Source organism: Streptomyces sp. A1136, from assembly GCF_004795055.1.
In the GTDB taxonomy this organism is placed as follows: domain Bacteria; phylum Actinomycetota; class Actinomycetes; order Streptomycetales; family Streptomycetaceae; genus Streptomyces.
Map to the genome: position 1 here is coordinate 103,517 of NZ_SSBJ01000005.1, position 17,669 is coordinate 121,185.

General features: G+C 71.9%; 10 protein-coding genes. 7 read left to right on the forward strand and 3 right to left on the reverse strand.

All coding sequences use genetic code 11. From position 1 onward, the window contains the following. Nucleotides 1-24 precede the first annotated feature (24 nt). From E6R62_RS06725 to E6R62_RS06735, 3 genes are all read left to right on the forward strand, one after another. Entirely contained in the window at nucleotides 25-1,002 is a 978-nt protein-coding gene (locus tag E6R62_RS06725) for a DMT family transporter (RefSeq protein WP_240801514.1), read from the forward strand. Beyond that, nucleotides 1,003-2,190 carry an aromatic amino acid transaminase gene (locus E6R62_RS06730; protein ID WP_136212371.1) on the forward strand — a complete coding sequence of 396 codons (1,188 nt, stop codon included), beginning with the start codon at nucleotides 1,003-1,005 and terminating at the stop codon, nucleotides 2,188-2,190. Between the two features lie 172 nt (nucleotides 2,191-2,362). Further along, nucleotides 2,363-2,707 (forward strand): hypothetical protein, encoded by a 345-nt coding sequence (locus E6R62_RS06735; RefSeq protein WP_136212372.1) that lies wholly within the window; start codon nucleotides 2,363-2,365, stop codon nucleotides 2,705-2,707. Between the two features lie 163 nt (nucleotides 2,708-2,870). On the opposite strand, the gene E6R62_RS06740 is transcribed toward E6R62_RS06735, so the two are convergent. Together E6R62_RS06740 and E6R62_RS06745 are read right to left on the reverse strand one after the other, a co-directional pair. Further along, entirely contained in the window at nucleotides 2,871-4,316 is a 1,446-nt protein-coding gene (locus tag E6R62_RS06740; RefSeq protein WP_136212373.1) for a glyceraldehyde-3-phosphate dehydrogenase, read from the reverse strand. Between the two features lie 186 nt (nucleotides 4,317-4,502). Continuing rightward, nucleotides 4,503-4,835, reverse strand: coding sequence for a nuclear transport factor 2 family protein (locus tag E6R62_RS06745; RefSeq protein ID WP_136212374.1), 333 nt, complete (start codon nucleotides 4,833-4,835; stop codon nucleotides 4,503-4,505). A 277-nt stretch (nucleotides 4,836-5,112) separates the two neighbouring features. On the opposite strand from E6R62_RS06745, the gene E6R62_RS06750 reads away from it, so the two are divergent. Then, entirely contained in the window at nucleotides 5,113-8,349 is a 3,237-nt protein-coding gene (locus tag E6R62_RS06750; RefSeq protein WP_206308667.1) for an AfsR/SARP family transcriptional regulator, read from the forward strand. Nucleotides 8,350-8,366: 17 nt separating this feature from the next. Here the strand turns inward: E6R62_RS06750 and E6R62_RS06755 are convergent, their stop codons facing one another. Further along, entirely contained in the window at nucleotides 8,367-8,552 is a 186-nt protein-coding gene (locus E6R62_RS06755; RefSeq protein ID WP_136212375.1) for a hypothetical protein, read from the reverse strand. 287 nt (nucleotides 8,553-8,839) lie between these two features. Here E6R62_RS06755 and E6R62_RS06760 point away from each other — a divergent pair, with 287 nt between their 5' ends. The 3 genes from E6R62_RS06760 to E6R62_RS06770 all read left to right on the forward strand — a co-directional run bounded on the left by E6R62_RS06760 (nucleotide 8,840) and on the right by E6R62_RS06770 (nucleotide 17,662). Continuing rightward, complete coding sequence (locus tag E6R62_RS06760; RefSeq protein WP_240801515.1) at nucleotides 8,840-10,264, forward strand: helix-turn-helix domain-containing protein; 1,425 nt, start codon at nucleotides 8,840-8,842, stop codon at nucleotides 10,262-10,264. A 196-nt stretch (nucleotides 10,265-10,460) separates the two neighbouring features. Beyond that, nucleotides 10,461-16,874, forward strand: coding sequence for a non-ribosomal peptide synthetase (locus E6R62_RS06765; protein WP_168713989.1), 6,414 nt, complete (start codon nucleotides 10,461-10,463; stop codon nucleotides 16,872-16,874). After that, nucleotides 16,871-17,662, forward strand: a complete 792-nt coding sequence (locus E6R62_RS06770) for a thioesterase II family protein (protein WP_136212377.1) — start codon at nucleotides 16,871-16,873, stop codon at nucleotides 17,660-17,662. Before E6R62_RS06765 ends, E6R62_RS06770 begins: the two co-directional genes overlap by 4 nt. The last annotated feature ends 7 nt before the right edge of the window (nucleotides 17,663-17,669 follow it).

Consider the following 17,669-nt stretch of genomic DNA (forward strand, 5'->3'; position numbering starts at 1 on the left):
CCCTCTCAGGCTGGAGGAACCTCCTTGGCAACGACGGAAAGCCGCCCCGCGGACGCGCCCGCGCCCGCCCCGCGCGTCTCGCCCCAGGCGCGCGGCATGCTGGCCCTGGCGGCGACGGTGGCGATCTGGGCCGCCTTCGCGCTCAGCGCGCGGGCCCTGAGCACGTCGTCCCTGCGGCCCGCCGACGCCGCTCTGCTGCGCTTCGGCGTACCCGTCGTGGTCCTGGCTCCCGCGCTCTGGCGCCGCCGCCGGAGCATCGCGGCCGTGCGCCCGGCCACCGCGGCGAAGATCGTCTGTGGGGCGGGCGTGCCGTTCTTCCTGGCCGCGATGTACGGCGGTTCCCTGACGTCCGCGGCGTTCGTGGGCTCGCTGATACCGGGCATGGTGCCCCTGTTCGTCTCCGCGCTCATGATGGCCGGCGGGCGCGGCGCGCCGCGGGGCACACAGGCGGCGGGTCTCGCGCTGATCGCGGCGGGTGTCCTCGCCCTCGTGTGGCGCTACGTGGTGCCGGTGGACACCGACGTGCTGGCGGGAGCCGGGGTGCTGCTGCTGGCCAGCGGGCTGTGGGCGCTGTACACGGTGGGGCTCAAGGAGGTCGCGCTCGATCCGGTCGGGTCGATCGGGCTGCTGTGCGTGCCCTCGTTCGTCGTGATGGCGCTGCTGGTGCTGACCGGTGTGCTGCCCACCGGCCTGGCGTCGGCCGCGGGCGGTGACATCGCCTTGTTCCTGGTGGTGCAGGGGCTCGGGGTCGGGCTGTGCGCGGGCCTGCTGTACGCGTTCGCCATCCGGCGGCTGGGGGCCGAGCGCAGCTCGGTCTTCGGCAGCCTCAGCCCGGTCGCGGTCGTGCTGCTGGCCGTACCCCTGCTGCACGAGTCGCCGACGGTGAGCGTGCTCGTCGGCGTGCCCGTGATCACCGCGGGCGTGGTACTCGCCAACCGGCGCCCCGCCCCCGATCCCCTGTCCGCCCCCGTGTCCGCCCCCGTCACCCCGAGGCTGCCCTAGATGCTCGAACTCCTCCTCCCGCCGCCCGTCGACCCCCTGTGGGACCTCACCGAGGCCTTCGGGGCCGACACACGGCCCGAGCGGTTGAACCTCGTCCTCGGGGTCTACCGCGACGAGAGCGGCGGCACGCCGGTCATGGCGGCCGTCCGCGAGGCCGAGATACGCCTGGCGGAACGTTCCGCCTCGAAGGAGTACCGGGGACTGTCCGGGAACCTCGGCTTCAACCGCGCGATGCTCTCGATGGTCCTCGGTCCGGACGGTCCGGTGGAGCGGGCCGTGGCGGTCCAGACCGTGGCCGGCAGCGGCGCCCTGCGCCTGCTGGCCGATCTGATCTGCCGGACCCGTCCGGGCACGACGGTGTGGATCAGCGACCCCGCCTACGTGAACCACCGCCCCATCCTGGAGGCGGCCGGCCTGACGGTGCGCACGTACCGGTGGCTGGATCAGGACGGCATGCTGGACGACCTGGCCCGAGCCCGCCGCGACGACGTGGTGCTGCTCCAGGGCTGCTGCCACAACCCGACCGGCGTCGACCCGACGCCCGATGCCTGGGAGGCGCTGGCGGGGTTGGCCGTGCGCGACGGCTGGGTGCCGTTCGTCGACCTGGCCTACCACGGACTCGGCGACGGCCTCGAAGCGGACCTGGCGGCGACGCGGAAGCTGGCGGAGCGGGTGCCGGAGATGCTCCTCGCGATCAGCTGCTCGAAGAACTTCGGCCTCTACAGCGACCGCACCGGCTGCGCCGTCGTCCTCGGGGCGTCACGGGAGTCGCTGCGGCACGCGGAGACGGCCCTGCAGAACGCGGCCCGCACCCAGTACTCGATGCCCCCGGAGCACGGGGCCGCGGTCGTGACGGCCATTTGGGAGGACCCCGGCCTCCAGGCCTCCTGGCGGTCGGAGCTGGACGCCATGCGGGAGCGGATCTCGGCCAACCGGCGGGCTCTGGTGGAGCAGCTGTGCGCGCTCGGCCGGGACGCCGAAGCGGCCTCGTTGGCGCGGCAGAAGGGGATGTTCTCGATGCTGCCGCTGTCGCCCGAGCAGATGCTGCGACTGCGCGGGACGTTCGCCATCTACGGGACGACCGCCGGCCGGGTGAACATCGCGGGGATCGGACTGGAGCGGATCCCCTGCCTCGCGCGGGGCATAGCGGGCGTCCTGGAGGACCGGGGCGCGGCGCTGGTGCGGTAGGCCGTCCCTCTCGGGGGCGGGTGGTGGCTTCGGGACCCCTCCCGAAGCCACCACCCGCCCCCGTCCCCGTTCGGCCGTCATCCCACCGGGTGCGCAGCGGATGCCTCCCGGCGGGCGACGGGCAAGGCTGCGGTAACGGGCAAGCCATCACCGCACAGACGAGGACCGAGCCATGTCCCATCTCCGGCGTATCGGCGTCATCACCGGGGCGGCGCTGCTGCTCACGGCCACCGCCTGCTCGGCGGGCAAGACCACCGTGGGCAGCCTGGCCTTCCGCGCCGAGGACGGCCCGGTCGTGATCAACTACCTGAACACCCCCGTCCAGGGCTGCCACACCATCGGCCTGCCGCGCGGCGCGGCGCACGTGTACAACAACACCCTGCTCGACGTGATCCTGTACCGGACTCCGGGGTGCCAGAAGACCGAGAAGGCGCCGGGGATCTACGTGCCGACCGACAGCTCGAACGTGACCGCTCCCGGCAGCCTGCCGTGGCGCAGCTTCAGCGTCGTCCACTGACCCGTCGCCGGGCCGGTCCGCCCGGTCGGTCCGCACACGTGAAAGCGGGACGGCGGCGGGACGGCGGGCTCCCTGTCGGAAGCGTTCGCCACCCCGTCCGCCGCCCCGCCTCACGGGACGCCCTGCGGGCCGTCGGCGGTCGGACCGCCGCGGCCGTGCGCGGTCAGACAGCCGGCGCCGGGTAGGTGGGGTACTCCACCCCGGAGACGTGCTGGACGACGCGGATGACCTGGCAGGAGTAGCCGAACTCGTTGTCGTACCAGAGGTAGAGGATGGCGTTGTCGCCGTCCACCTTGGTGGCGCCCGCGTCGACGATCGAGGAGTGGCGCGAGCCGACGAAGTCCATGGAGACGGCGTCGGGCGCGGTGGTGAAGTCGATCTGACGCTTCAGCGGCGAGTGCAGCGAGACGTCGCGGAGGTAGTCGAGGACCTCTTCGCGGGTGGTCTCGCGGCCCAGGCGCAGGCTGAGGATGGCGATCGAGACGTCCGGGACGGGGACGCGGATCGAACTGCCGGTGATCGGCGCCTTCAGGTCGGGCAGCGCCTTCGCGACGGCCGAGGCGGCACCGGTCTCGGTGATGACCATGTTCAGCGGCGCGGAGCGGCCGCGACGGTCCGCCTTGTGGTAATTGTCCAGCAGGTTCTGGTCGTTGGTGAACGAGTGGACGGTCTCCACGTGGCCGCGCAGCACGCCGTACTCGTCGTCCATGGCCTTCAGCGGCGGGACGATCGCGTTGGTGGTGCAGGAGGCGCAGGACAGGATCTGCTCGTCCGGCTTGATCGTGTCGTGGTTGACGCCGTGCACGATGTTCGGGACGTCGCCCTTGCCCGGGGCGGTCAGGACGACCTTCTCGATACCGGGGCGCAGGTGCTTGGAGAGGCCCTCGCGGTCGCGCCACTTGCCGGTGTTGTCGATGAGGATGGCGTCCTTGATGCCGTACGCCGTGTAGTCGACCTCCGAGGGGTCGTTGGCGTAGATCACCTTGATCGTGTTGCCGTTGGCGACGATCGTGCTGTTCGCCTCGTCCACGGTGATGGTGCCCTGGAACTGGCCGTGGATCGAGTCGCGGCGCAGCAGCGAGGCGCGCTTGACGAGGTCCTGCTCACCGCCGCCGCGGACGACGATGGCGCGCAGTCGCAGGCCGTTGCCGGAGCCGGCCTTCTCGATGAGCAGGCGGGCGACGAGGCGGCCGATGCGGCCGAAGCCGTAGAGGACGACGTCGCGCGACGCGGAGCGCTCGATCTTGTTGGCGCCGGTGGCGCCGGCGACGGCCTCGGCGGTGAAGGCGTCGACCGACAGACCGCGGTCATCGGACTTGTACTCGGCGGCGAGCATGCCGATGTCGATCTGGGACGGGCCGAGATCGAGCGCGGAAAGGGCCTGGAGGAACGGCAGCGTCTCGGTGACCGAGAGCTCCTCGCCGTCGATCTGCCGGGCGAAGCGGTGGGTCTTGAGGATGCTGACCACCGACTTGTTCACCAAGGAGCGGCTGTGGAGGAGGACGGTGACGTCCCGCTCGCGGTGCAGCTTCCCGATGATCGGGATCATCGACTCCGCGATCTCCTCGCGGTTTTTCCAGTGGGTGAACGAGTCGTCGTTGACAGTCACAGGTTTATCTTTCGAGCTAGGCGGCGCTCAGATGCTAACGCACCACCTGTTCGGGCCTTCGAACGGGTGCCCCTGAGCCAGCGCCTCACGGGCCGTTTTGCCTGACTTGGTACGGCTTTTCGGCGCCGCCGCGCGCTCCCGGCGGCACCGCCCGTCTCCCGGCGGTGCCGCGCGATGGGCAGGGACTCAGCGGACCGCGCCGGCGTAGTAACGGCGACAGGCGCGGAGCATGCCCTCGGCGGAGAGGGTGAAGACGTCCACGAACTCACGCTGCTGCGGGGCGACGCGGCCCATCGCCACCACACAGTCCCCTTCCGCGACGATCCGCGTGATGTGGTGGCGGGCCCCGATCGCGGGGCGCTCCAGTTCCGCGACGCCGAGCAGGCCCGCGTGCAGGAGCGACCCGTAGCCGTCGAGGTCGCCCGAGTCCAGGTAGTGGTAGGCCAGGCGTACGTGGTCGACTCCGGAGTCGGTGACCACGGGGCTCGGCGGAACCCGCCCGGCGTGCCGACTGTTCATCTGGGAAGTCCTTTCGACCTGCCGCACCCCGTCCGGTGGCGACGAGTACACCGTGCGCCGCGCCCGCAACCCGCGGCTATCCCCGCCCTATCACCGCGCGCGGGCCGCTGACCGGCGCGTCGCGGGGCCGCGGGCGACGGCCGGCGGTGCGTGAGCGGCGGCTCACCCTCGGTTTACGATCACGAAATCTCCACACCATGGACAACCGTAGAGGTGTTCGGGGAGACTGACCCTCCCGCTCCACCGTTCCTCTGGCGTTCCCCCAGCTGGGAGACTCATGACCGTTTCGCCCGGCGACGTAGCCGACCCCTTGGACGCGGTGGTTTTCCGAATCCTCGGTCCCTTACAGGTCGCCGGTCAGAGCGGACCGGTGCGCATACCGCCGGGTCGGCAGGAGGTCATCCTCGCCGCGCTGCTGCTGGAGACGAACCGGGTGGTCAGCACCGACTACCTGGTGGACCTGATCTGGGACGACGAGCCGCCGGACACCGCACGCACCCAGGTGCAGATCTGCGTGTCCCGCCTGCGCAAGCTCTTCTCGAAGGCGGCGATCGCGGCGGCCATCACGACCCGGCCCCCCGGATACGTCCTCAAGACCGAGGGTGACCTGGTGGACGCGGCGGTGTTCGCACGCCACGTCGCGGACGCACGGGCCCTCGGCCGCCAGGGGGCGATGGCCGAGTCCGCCGAACTCCTCCGTTCGGCCGGGGAGTTGTGGCAGGGCGACTGCCTGAGCGGGGTGTCGAGCGAGACGCTGCGCAGCAAGGCGCTGCAACTGGACGAGGAACGGCTGACGGCGGCGGAGACCCGGATCGACCTGGAGCTGGCCCTGGGTCGACACCACCAACTGGTGGGGGAAATACAGCTGCTGGTACGGGTGCACCCGCTGCGGGAGCGTCTGCGCGGGCAGTTGATGCTGGCGCTGTACCGTTCGGGCCGCCAGGCGGAAGCCCTGGAGAGCTACCGGGTCGGGCGCGAGCTGCTGGTGGAGGAACTCGGGCTGGAGCCGGGGGCGGAGCTGCGCCGCCTGGAATCCGCGATCCTGTCGGGCGAGGTCCCGCCGGTCACGGCGGCCGGGACGGGCGGCGGCTACGGTTCCACCCCCGCCGGTACGGGCCCCGGCGCGGCCGGTGGCGCCGCCGGCGGGGCCCGGGTCGGGGCCACGGGTACGGGTGACACGGACGGATACGGGGACGCGGGCAGGGGCGCGGCGGCTGCCGCCGGCCCGGTCGACGACGGCTCCGCGACGCGGCGCGGCGGGGAGAGACCCGACGGCCGCGCTTCCGCTCCCGCCGCCGGCGCGCCGGCCGCGGGCTCCCCGTACCGCGAGGAGGTCCCCCGGCAACTTCCCGCCGACACCTCGGACTTCGTGGGCGACGAGGAACAGATAGGCCACATCGGGCAAACCCTGCTGGGCGGGGGCGGCCGCCGGGCGGTCGGGCTGGCGGTCATCGTCGGCAAGCCCGGCACCGGCAAGTCCACCCTGGCCACCCATATCGCGCACCGTCTCAGCGAGACCGGCTTCCCGGACGGGCAGTTGTACTGCGACCTGCGCGGCACCGGGACCCCGGCCACCTCAACCGAGGTCCTCGGCCGGTTCCTGCGGGCGCTCGGCATCCCCGGACCCGTGATCCCCGACTCGCAGGACGAGCGGGCCGAGATGTACCGCACCCTGTTGGCCTCGCGCCGCGTCCTGGTCGTGCTCGACGACGCCGCCTCCGAGAGCCAGATCCGGCCTCTGCTGCCCGGCAGCAACCGGTGCGCCGTTCTCGTCACCAGCCGGGTCCGGCTGACCGGCCTGCCCGGGGCGCACCGCGTCGAGCTGGACGTCATGAGCACCGAGCACGCCCTGGAACTGCTGGCCCGCGTCGTCGGCGCGGAGCGCGTGCGGTGCGAGGAGGTGGCGGCGCAGGCGCTGATCCGGACCGTGGGCGGCCTGCCGCTCGCCCTGCGGATCGTCGCGGCCCGGCTGGCGGCGCGCCCGCACTGGACGCTGGCGTCCATGGTGCACCGCCTCGCCAATGAGCGGCACCGGCTCGACGAGCTCACCCACGGCGAGATGACGATGCGGGCCAGCCTCTGCCTCACCCATGACGGGCTGGCGCCGGAGGACCGGCGACTGCTGCGGCTGCTGAGTCTGGCGAAGGGGCCGACGCTGCCCGGCTGGCTGGCCGGGGCCCTGCTCGACGACCGGCGCCCCTTCCCCTCCGACCTGCTGGAACCACTGGTCGACGTACAGATGCTGGACGTCGTCGGTGTCGAGTCCACGGGCGGGTTCCGCTACCGCTTCCACGAGATCATCCGGGTGTTCGCGCGCGAGCAGCTCGCCGCCCACGACGAGCCGGCGGCGCAGTCGCAGGCCCTCGGCCGGATGCTGGGCGGGTGGATGTCCCTGGCCGAGCAGGCCCACCGGCGCATCTACGGTGGCGACTTCACCGTCCTGCACGGCAGCGCTCCGCGTTGGGAGCCGCCGGCGAGCTGCGTGGACGAACTGCTGGTGGACCCGCTGGAGTGGCTCGACAGCGAGCAGTCGAACCTGGTCCAGGCCGTCGAGCAAGCCGCCGAACAGGAGATGCACGAGCTGTGCTGGGACCTGGCGACGACCCTGACGACCTTGTTCGAGGGGCGCGGATACTTCGACGAGTGGGAGCGGACGCACGAACTCGCCCTGGCCGCCGTCCGGGCGGCCGGCAACACGCGCGGCACGGCGGCCCTGCTCGGCTCGCTCGGCGTGCTGTACCTCGGCCGCAGCCAGCTGGCGGAGTCCCACGCGTCACTGACCTCGGCGCTGGGACTGTTCCGGGAACTGGACGACCGCCAGGGGCTCGCCCTGTGTCACCGGGACCTGGCGCTGCTGGAGCGGATGCGGGGCGACGAGGAGTCGGCGCTGTCGTTGTACGACCGGGCGCTGCGGGATTTCGACCGGGTCGGCGACGTGGTGGGCCGGGCCATCGTGCTGACGCAGAGCGCGCAGATCTGGATGCGGCGCGGACAGACGGCGACCGCCCAGAGCCGGCTGGACGAGGCCCTCGGCATCTACCGTTCGGTGGGTTACACCGGCGGTCAGGCCAGGACCCTTCGCCGGGCGGGGCAGTTGCAGCAGGCCCAGGGTGAGCACGAGCACGCCGTAAGGACGTTCACCGAGGTGCTGGAGCTGTGTCGGGACAGCGGGGACGTGATAGGCGAGGGCCATCTGCTGCGGGATCTGGGCGCCGCGCACGCCGAGATGGGCCGGGGCGAGGCGGCGCGGGGCTTCTACGCCCAGGCGCTGTCGGTGCGGGAGCAGATCATGGACCTGGGCGGAGCCGCGGTGATCCGACTGGATCTGGCCCGGCTGCTGGCGGCGAGCGGCGGGGCCGGCGAGCGCTCACGCTCGCGGGAGCTGCTGGAGAGTGCCGTACGGGCCTTCCGCGAGCGGCGGATGCAGCCCGAACTCGATGAGGCCGAGCGGATGCTGGGCACCCGGACGATCGTGGTGCGCGCACCGGCGACGGAGACCGCCGCCGGGGTCTGACGACCGCCTGGCGGGTGTCAGTCCCAGGGGTTGGTCTGGCCGGTGGCGGTGGGCGACGGCGTGGCCTGGGGGGCGGTCACGCCGGTCGTGCCGGCCGGCGCGGTGGAGCCGTTGTCGGCCTGGGCGACCTGCGTGCCGAGCACGGCGGCCCCGGCGATGGCGGCGGTGACCAGGGCGGCGCGCAGAGCGTGGGTGAGGCTCATGTCGGTTCCTTCCGTCGGTGCGCTCCGGCCGTCCGGGGCGCTTCGTTCTTTCTGGACACCAACGTAGGAACAGCCGGAATCCCCGGACCGGCCCCGCTCCTATCGCCGCGTTATCACGGGCCGCTCGTGCGCCGCTCGCGCCGGGATAGGGGGATGCCGGAGGTGATAGCGGCCGGCGTCCGCAGCGCGATGCCCGAGGGATAGCGCGCTGCCGACGATGGGAACAGGAACCAGGCCACGTCCGCTCAGGCCCCGCCGTTCCCCCACCGTCTTCGCCGGGAGCGCCCATGACCGCGCAGTTGCACGCCATGCCCCTGACCAGAGCCACCGAGCCCGCGCCGACGGAGCCCGTGCCGACAGCGACCGCGACCACACCGACAGCGCCCGGGTCCTCGCAGGTGGGGGCCCTGATACGGGCGCACCGGCTGAGGATCGGACTCACCCAGCGGGAACTGGCCGACCTCTCCACGATCAGCGTGCGGGCCATCCGCGACTTGGAGCAGGGCAAGGCGAGACGCCCCCGCACCGACACGGTCCGGCTGATGGCCGACGCCCTGCGGCTGGGGCCCCGGGCCCGAACGGCGCTGGAGACCGCGGCCCAGCAGGGCCGGGCCGGCGCGCACTGCCTGGCCGAACCTCCCGCACCGCCGACCGCTCTGCACGCGATGGTGGGACGGGAGGCGGAACTCGCGGTGCTGACAGGTGAGTTGGCATCTGGATCCGAACGGCTGGTCCACGTCGTGGGGTTGACGGGGATGGGCAAGACGCGGTTGGCGCTGGCGGTCGCCGACCGGCTGCACGCGACCGGGATGCCGGCGCTGTGGCACACGTTCCGGGGAGCGAGCCGCGACCATCTCGGCCCGGACGAGGGACCCTGGTCGGAGCGGGTCGGCGCGGCGGTCTCCGCGTTGTGCCCGACCTCGCCCGAAGGGCCGACGGACGGCGGCGGCGACCCGGCGGCCGATCTTGCCGAACTGCTGGGCGAGCGACCCGTGTTGCTGGTGCTGGACGGGGCACCGGCCGGGGCGCCGCGGTTCGACCGGCTCACCGGGCTCCTGCGCGCCTGTCCGGGACTGCGCCTGCTCGTCACCTCCGAGCAGCCGTGGCGGATACCCGGCGAGCGGATCTTCCTGTTGTCCCCGCTGGAGGTTCCGGCCGAGGACGCCGACGAGGGCCCCGGCGAGCCCGCCTCGGCGCCGGCCGCCGTACGGGTCTTCCTCGGGCATCTGCGCCGGACGCGCCCGGAGTTCGTCCCGGGGGCGGCCGACCTGCGGTACGCGGCACGGGTGTGCCGCGGCCTCGACGGGCATCCGGGGGCCTTGGCCGCCGCGGCGTCCTGGCTGGTGGTGTGCGACCTCGCGGCCCTGTGCCACAGCCTCGACGCGGACCCGACGGCGCTGCTCGACCACCTCGGCGGGGGTGAAGGGGCGGAGGACTTCCGCAGGACGCTTTGCCTGCGGCTCGACCGGTTGCCCGAGGACGCGTCCGCGCTGCTGGGCGCCCTGTGCGAAGGCCCGGGCAGCGGGTTCGAGCTCGCCGACATCACCGCGCTGACCGGGCGGAGCCTGCCCGAGTGCGGACGGATGCTGCGGGAGCTGCTGCTGGCCGGAGCCGTCAGGGCCACCCACGAGGGCGGCGGCTCCCGGTTCCGCGTCCTCGGGCTGGTGCGGGCGGTGTGCCGGGGGCGGGCCGTGACTGCCTCCCGTGCGTGAACTGCTTCCGGAGTGCCGGAGCAACTGCCGCCGGGGCCGACGGCCCGCGGGTTGGATGAGGTACGGCCCCAAGGAGGGCCGCGGTCAGGACCCGCCCGCCACACCCCCTCCCCGCCTCTTCCCCTCCCGACCTCTCCGCGTCTCGACCTCTCCGCCTCTTGACCCCGCCGCAGCAACGATCCCGAGGAGCCTCCGCATGTCCCCCTCCGCGTCCCCGCAGGGCACCGCGCACCGGCCGGCCGCTGTGCGGCTCCCCCTGTCGGCGGCGCAGCGCGACATCTGGATGGCGCACGGCCTCGACACCTCGGGCTGCCGCTACAACATCGGTGAATACCGGGAGATCTCGGGGGCGCTCGATCCGGGGCTCTTGGCCCGCTGCTGGGACCGACTGGCCCGCGAGGCGGACGTCCTGCGCATCCGGGGCACCGGATCGGACGAGGACGGCGGCCTGTGGCAGGAGCTGTGGGCGGAGCCCGGCGACCGGTCGCTACGGCTGCTCGACCTCAGCGGCGAGGAGGACCCGGCCGCGGCGGCGCACGCCTGGATGCGGAGCGAACTGGCCCGGCCCTTCGACCTGGCGGCGGGCTGGCTGACCCGGCACGTCCTGATCAGGGCGGGTACGACCGCGGCGGGCGAGGAACGGTGGTTCTACTTCCACGCCTTCCACCACCTGGCTATCGACGGCATGGGCGTGGCGCTGCTCGACCAGCGCCTGGTGGAGTTGTACGAGCGGGCCTCGGCGGGGGAGCCGTGGGGGCCGAGTCCCTTCGGGGCGCTGGCCGACGTGCTGGCGGAAGACGACGCGTACCGGTCCTCGCCCGAGGGGGCGCAGGACCGTGCGCACTGGGCGACCCACCTCGCCGGGCTTGCGCCCACTCCCCGCCTCGCGGAGGGACGGACCGGCCGGCCGGCCCCCGGTGAGCTGCCCTTCGTCCGGCGCACCGTCGTGTTGGACCCGGCGCGTGCGGACCGGTTGAAGGAAGTGGCGCGTGCGCACCGAGCGCCGTGGACGATACTGGTGATCGCGCTCGTGGCGGCTTATGTGCACCGGGTCAGCGCAAGCCCCGAGCTGGCACTCGGCCTTCCGGTGACCGGCCGCCGTACCGAGCTCGCCCGCCGCACGCCGGGGATGCTGTCGAACGTCGTACCGCTGCGGCTGCGGGTCGGCGCGGACGCGACGCCGGCCGGGCTGCTGGCCTCGGCGGTCGCGGAGACCCGGCAGGGCCTGCGCCACCAGCGGACGCGGTACGAGGACGTCTGCCGCGACCTGGGCCTGGCGGAGACCGAGCGGCGGATCACGTCGCCGCTGGTGAACATCATGGCGTTCACGCCCGGCATGCGGTTCTGCGGTTTCCCCACCACGCAGCACAACTTGAGCAACGGTCCGGTGGAGGACTTGGCGGTGGGCGTCTACGACCTCGGGCCGGAGGGTGGCCTGCGCGTCGACTTCGACGCGGCGCCGGAGGTATGCGACATCACGGCGGTCGCGAGCCACCAGGACCGGTTCGTACGGTTCGCGGAAGAGGTCCTCGATCAGTTCGACCGTCCTTTGCACGAGATCGAGTTGTTGGGTGAGGTCGAGCGGCGACAGGTGTTGGAGGAGTGGACCGGCGTCCGCCACGAGATCGGGGAACACACCCTGACGGACCGCTTCGAGGAACAAGTCCGCCTCCACCCCCACGCCCGAGCCGTCGTCTTCGAAGGACGCGAACTCTCCTACGCCGAACTCAACACCCACGCCAACCGCCTCGCCCGACACCTCACCGCAACCGGCCTACGCCGCGGCGACCTCGCCGGAATCCTCCTCGACCGAGGCATCGACTTCACCATCGCCATCCTCGCCGTCACCAAAACCGGCGCCGGCTACGCACTCCTGGACCCCGAGTTCCCCGACACCCGCCTCACCACCACCGCCCAAGACGCCGCACTCGCCGTCCTCATCACCGACACCACCCACCACACCCGCATCAACGGCCCCTGGCCGACCGTGACGACAGACACAGAAAAAGACACCATCGCCGGCCGGAACCCGGACAACCTCCACATCCCACTGTCCCCCGACGACACCGCCTGCGTCATGTTCACCTCCGGCTCCACCGGAAAACCCAAGGGCATCCTCTCCTCCCACCGAAACCTGGTCTCCACCCTCACCGCCCAGACCTACGCCACCTTCGGCCCCGACGAAACCTTCCTCCAATGCTCACCCGTCTCCTGGGACGCCTTCAGCCTCGAATTCTGGGGAGCACTCCTCCACGGCGGAACCACCGTCCTCCAACCCGGACAACGACCCGAACCCGCCCTCATCGCCCGACTCGCCCAACAACACGCCGTCACCATGCTCCAACTCTCCTCCAGCCTCTTCAACTACCTCACCGACGAACACCCCGACACCTTCACCACCACCCGCATCGTCTACACCGGCGGCGAACCCGCCTCCCCCACCCACATCCACCACCTCCACCACACCCACCCCCACCTCACCATCACCAACGGCTACGGCCCCGCCGAATCCATGGGCTTCACCACCACCCACACCATCCAACCCACCAACAACGCGAACGACGTACCGACCACCGTCCCCATCGGCCGCCCCCTCACCAACAAACACGCCTACATCCTCGACACCCACCTCAAACCCACACCCCCCGGCACCACCGGCGAGCTCTACCTCACCGGCCACGGCCTCGCCCACGGCTACCACACCCAACCCACCACCACCGCAACCCACTTCCTCCCCAACCCCTACGGACCCCCCGGCACCCGCCTCTACCGCACCGGCGACCAAGCCCACTGGGACACCCAAGGCAACCTCCACTACACCGGCCGCACCGACACCCAAATCAAAATCCGCGGCTTCCGCATCGAACCCACCGAAATCGAAACCACCCTCACCACCCACCCCCACATCACCCAAGCCACCCTGGTCCACGACACGCACCTGACGGCGTACGTCGTCGCGACGCCCGGTTCCGCACCGAGCCCGGACGTCCTGCGCCGCTGGCTCCGCGAGCGGCTGCCCGAGCACATGGTTCCCGCGCAGTTCGCGGTCCTCGACCGGCTCCCGCTGACCGCGAACGGAAAGATCGACAAGCGGGCCCTGCCGGCCGTCGAGGCACCGCTCATCGCCGCCGGCCGTCAACCCCGTACGGAGCTGGAAGAGATCGTCCGCACCCTCGTGAGCGAGGTGCTCGACTCGCCCGCCCCGCTCTCGATCGACGACAGCTTCTACGACCACGGCGGCCACTCACTCCTCGCCGCCCGCCTCACCAACCGCATCTCCACCACCCTCGGCGTCACCCTCACCCTCCGCGACGTCTTCCGGCACCCCACACCCGCCACCCTCGCCCGCCGGATCACCGAGTGCTCCGGCCGGCCGGCGCTCGCCCCCCTCACCCGGGCGGAGAGCCGCCCCGAGGCACTTCCGCTGTCCTTCGCCCAGCAGCGCCTGTGGCTGGTGGCCGGACTCTCGGGAGGCGGCAGCTCGTACAACGTCCCGATGGCCGTCCGCCTGGAGGGGGCGCTGGACGTGGCCGCGCTGCGCGCCGCCTTCGGTGACGTCGTGGCGCGCCACGAGCCGCTTCGGACCCGATTCGCCTTCGTGGACGACGGCGCCCCCTACCAGGTCGTCGCACCGCCGACCGAGGCGCCCTGGTTCGAGGTGCGCGGTGTCACGCCCGAGGCCCTCGACGCCGAGCTGCTCGCGGCCGCCGGGCACCCCTTCGACCTGGCCGGCGAACTGCCGCTTCGGGTCACGCTGTTCCGGTCGGGCGCGGACCGCCACACCCTTCTCGTCCTGCTCCACCACATAGCCACCGACGGGCAGTCCCTGCGCCCCCTGTTCGCCGATCTGTCGTCGGCCTACGCCGCCCGGGTCGCCGGTGACGCTCCCGACTTCCCCCCTCTGGCCGTCGACTACGCCGACTACGCCCTGTGGCAGCGCGCCGCGCTCGAAGGGCCGGCGCTGGAGGAGCAGCTCGGTTACTGGAAGACCGCGCTGGACGGTGTGCCGGAGGAACTGGGCCTGATCCACGACCGGCCGCGGCCACCCGTCGCCGGCGGGCGCGGCGGAGTCGTCCGGGTGGACTTCGGCACCGAGTTGCTCAAGCGGGTGCGCGAGCTGGCACGGGCTGAGCGTTGTACGCCCTTCATGGTGCTCCAGGCGGCGCTGGCGGCGACATTGACCAGGCTCGGGGGCGGCACCGACATCCCCCTGGGGTCGCCCGTGGCCGGACGCTCGGACGAGGCCCTGTCCGACCTGGTCGGCTTCTTCGTCAACACGCTCGTCTTGCGGACCGACACCTCCGGCAACCCCACCTTCCGGGATCTGCTGTCCCGGGTCCGGGCCACCGACCTGGACGCGTTCGCGCATCAGGACGCCCCGTTCGATCTCGTGCTGGAGGCGGTCAACCCGGTCCGTTCCCTGGCGCGGCACCCGCTGTTCCAGGTCTGTCTCGCGCTGGAGTCCGGCCCCGCGGTCGAACCGGAGCTCGTGGGTGTGCGGGCCGGCGCCGCGGAGCCGCTGGCGACGGGAGCGGTGAAGTTCGACTTGGAGTTCCTGCTGCACGCGCAGGAGGACGCCGGCCTGACCGGGGCGGTGCTGTACAGCTCGGACCTGTACGAGCACGCCACCGTGGAGCGGATCGTCTCCATGGTGCGGCGGACGCTGGAGCAGGTGGTGGCCGGTCCGGAACTCGCCTTGTCAGAGATCGAGTTGTTGGGTGAGGTCGAGCGGCGACAGGTGTTGGAGGAGTGGACCGGCGTCCGCCACGAGATCGGGGAACACACCCTGACGGACCGCTTCGAGGAACAAGTCCGCCTCCACCCCCACGCCCGAGCCGTCGTCTTCGAAGGACGCGAACTCTCCTACGCCGAACTCAACACCCACGCCAACCGCCTCGCCCGACACCTCACCGCAACCGGCCTACGCCGCGGCGACCTCGCCGGAATCCTCCTCGACCGAGGCATCGACTTCACCATCGCCATCCTCGCCGTCACCAAAACCGGCGCCGGCTACGCACTCCTGGACCCCGAGTTCCCCGACACCCGCCTCACCACCACCGCCCAAGACGCCGCACTCGCCGTCCTCATCACCGACACCACCCACCACACCCGCATCAACGGCCCCTGGCCGACCGTGACGACAGACACAGAAAAAGACACCATCGCCGGCCGGAACCCGGACAACCTCCACATCCCACTGTCCCCCGACGACACCGCCTGCGTCATGTTCACCTCCGGCTCCACCGGAAAACCCAAGGGCATCCTCTCCTCCCACCGAAACCTGGTCTCCACCCTCACCGCCCAGACCTACGCCACCTTCGGCCCCGACGAAACCTTCCTCCAATGCTCACCCGTCTCCTGGGACGCCTTCAGCCTCGAATTCTGGGGAGCACTCCTCCACGGCGGAACCACCGTCCTCCAACCCGGACAACGACCCGAACCCGCCCTCATCGCCCGACTCGCCCAACAACACGCCGTCACCATGCTCCAACTCTCCTCCAGCCTCTTCAACTACCTCACCGACGAACACCCCGACACCTTCACCACCACCCGCATCGTCTACACCGGCGGCGAACCCGCCTCCCCCACCCACATCCACCACCTCCACCACACCCACCCCCACCTCACCATCACCAACGGCTACGGCCCCGCCGAATCCATGGGCTTCACCACCACCCACACCATCCAACCCACCAACAACGCGAACGACGTACCGACCACCGTCCCCATCGGCCGCCCCCTCACCAACAAACACGCCTACATCCTCGACACCCACCTCAAACCCACACCCCCCGGCACCACCGGCGAGCTCTACCTCACCGGCCACGGCCTCGCCCACGGCTACCACACCCAACCCACCACCACCGCAACCCACTTCCTCCCCAACCCCTACGGACCCCCCGGCACCCGCCTCTACCGCACCGGCGACCAAGCCCACTGGGACACCCAAGGCAACCTCCACTACACCGGCCGCACCGACACCCAAATCAAAATCCGCGGCTTCCGCATCGAACCCACCGAAATCGAAACCACCCTCACCACCCACCCCCACATCACCCAAGCCACCCTGTCGACCCACCTCGACCACCACAACACCCCGCAGCTCAGCGCGTACGTGGTCGCCACGGACCCGGAGCTCTCCCCCCAGGACGTGCGCCTGTGGCTGCGCACCCTGCTGCCCGACCACATGGTCCCGGCCTTCGTCGTCCGGCTCGACCGGCTGCCGCTGACCCCCAACGGGAAGATCGACAAGCGGGCCCTCCCCGCCCCGCAGGCGGTGTTGAAGGCGGGCGGACGCACTCCGCGCACCCCGCTGGAGCAGCAGGTCCACACGTACTTCACGGAAGCGCTGAACACCTCGGCCGCGCTCTCGATCGACGACAGCTTCTTCGACCACGGCGGCCACTCACTCCTCGCCGCCCGCCTCACCAACCGCATCTCCACCACCCTCGGCGTCACCCTCACCCTCCGCGACGTCTTCCGGCACCCCACACCCGCCACCCTCGCCCGGCGCATCGAGACGCTGCGCGCGTCGGCGCCCGCGGCGCCCCGGCGGGCCAGGCCGGCGCTGCGCCGCCGCACCCCCGACCAGGAACGGAGTTCCTCATGAGCCACGACCAGTACCCCGACGCCACACCCGCACCCGACGACGTGGTCTGGGACCTGCCGGGCGAGGGCCCGCAGCGGACCTCGCTGCTCGTCCTCCCGCACGCCGGCGGCAACGCCCACGCCTACGCCGAATGGCGCGCGTACCTCCCGGCTGACGTACGGCTGCTCATCGGCCAGTACCCGGGTCGCGGCGCCCGTTTCGCCGAGGATCTGCCGCGTGACATCGCCGACCTGGCCGGACCCGTCGTGGCCGCCCTGCCCGCCGGGACCACCGACGACCTGGTGGTCCTCGGACACAGCATGGGTTCGCTGGTGGCGTTCGAGGTCGTACGGGCCCTCCAGGCGTCGGGCCGCACCCCCCGGGCGCTGGTGGCCTCCGCCTGCCGGGCCCCCTACCTCGCCAACCCGTGCGCCGTGTACCCGGAGCGGCTCGACGACGACGGGCTGGTGGCCGCCATCAAGCAGCGCGGCGGTACCGACGACGGCATCCTCGACGAGCCGGAGCTGCGCGAGATCATCCTGCCCTCCATTCGCGCGGACTTCGCCATCGACGACGTCTACCGGTGCGAGGAGTCCTCCGCCCGGGTGGACTGCCCGGTGACGGTGATCGGCGGGGACGCCGACCCGGTCGCGCCGGCCGCCTCCCTGGGCCGCTGGGCGCAGATCACCGACCACGCGTTCGCCTCGTACGTCCTTCCCGGCGGCCACTTCTACTTCCAGCAGCAGCTGCCCGACTTCTTCGCCGTGCTGGCCGAGGTGGTCGGCGCGCCCGCCACCGCCGCCGCCTGAGCCCCTC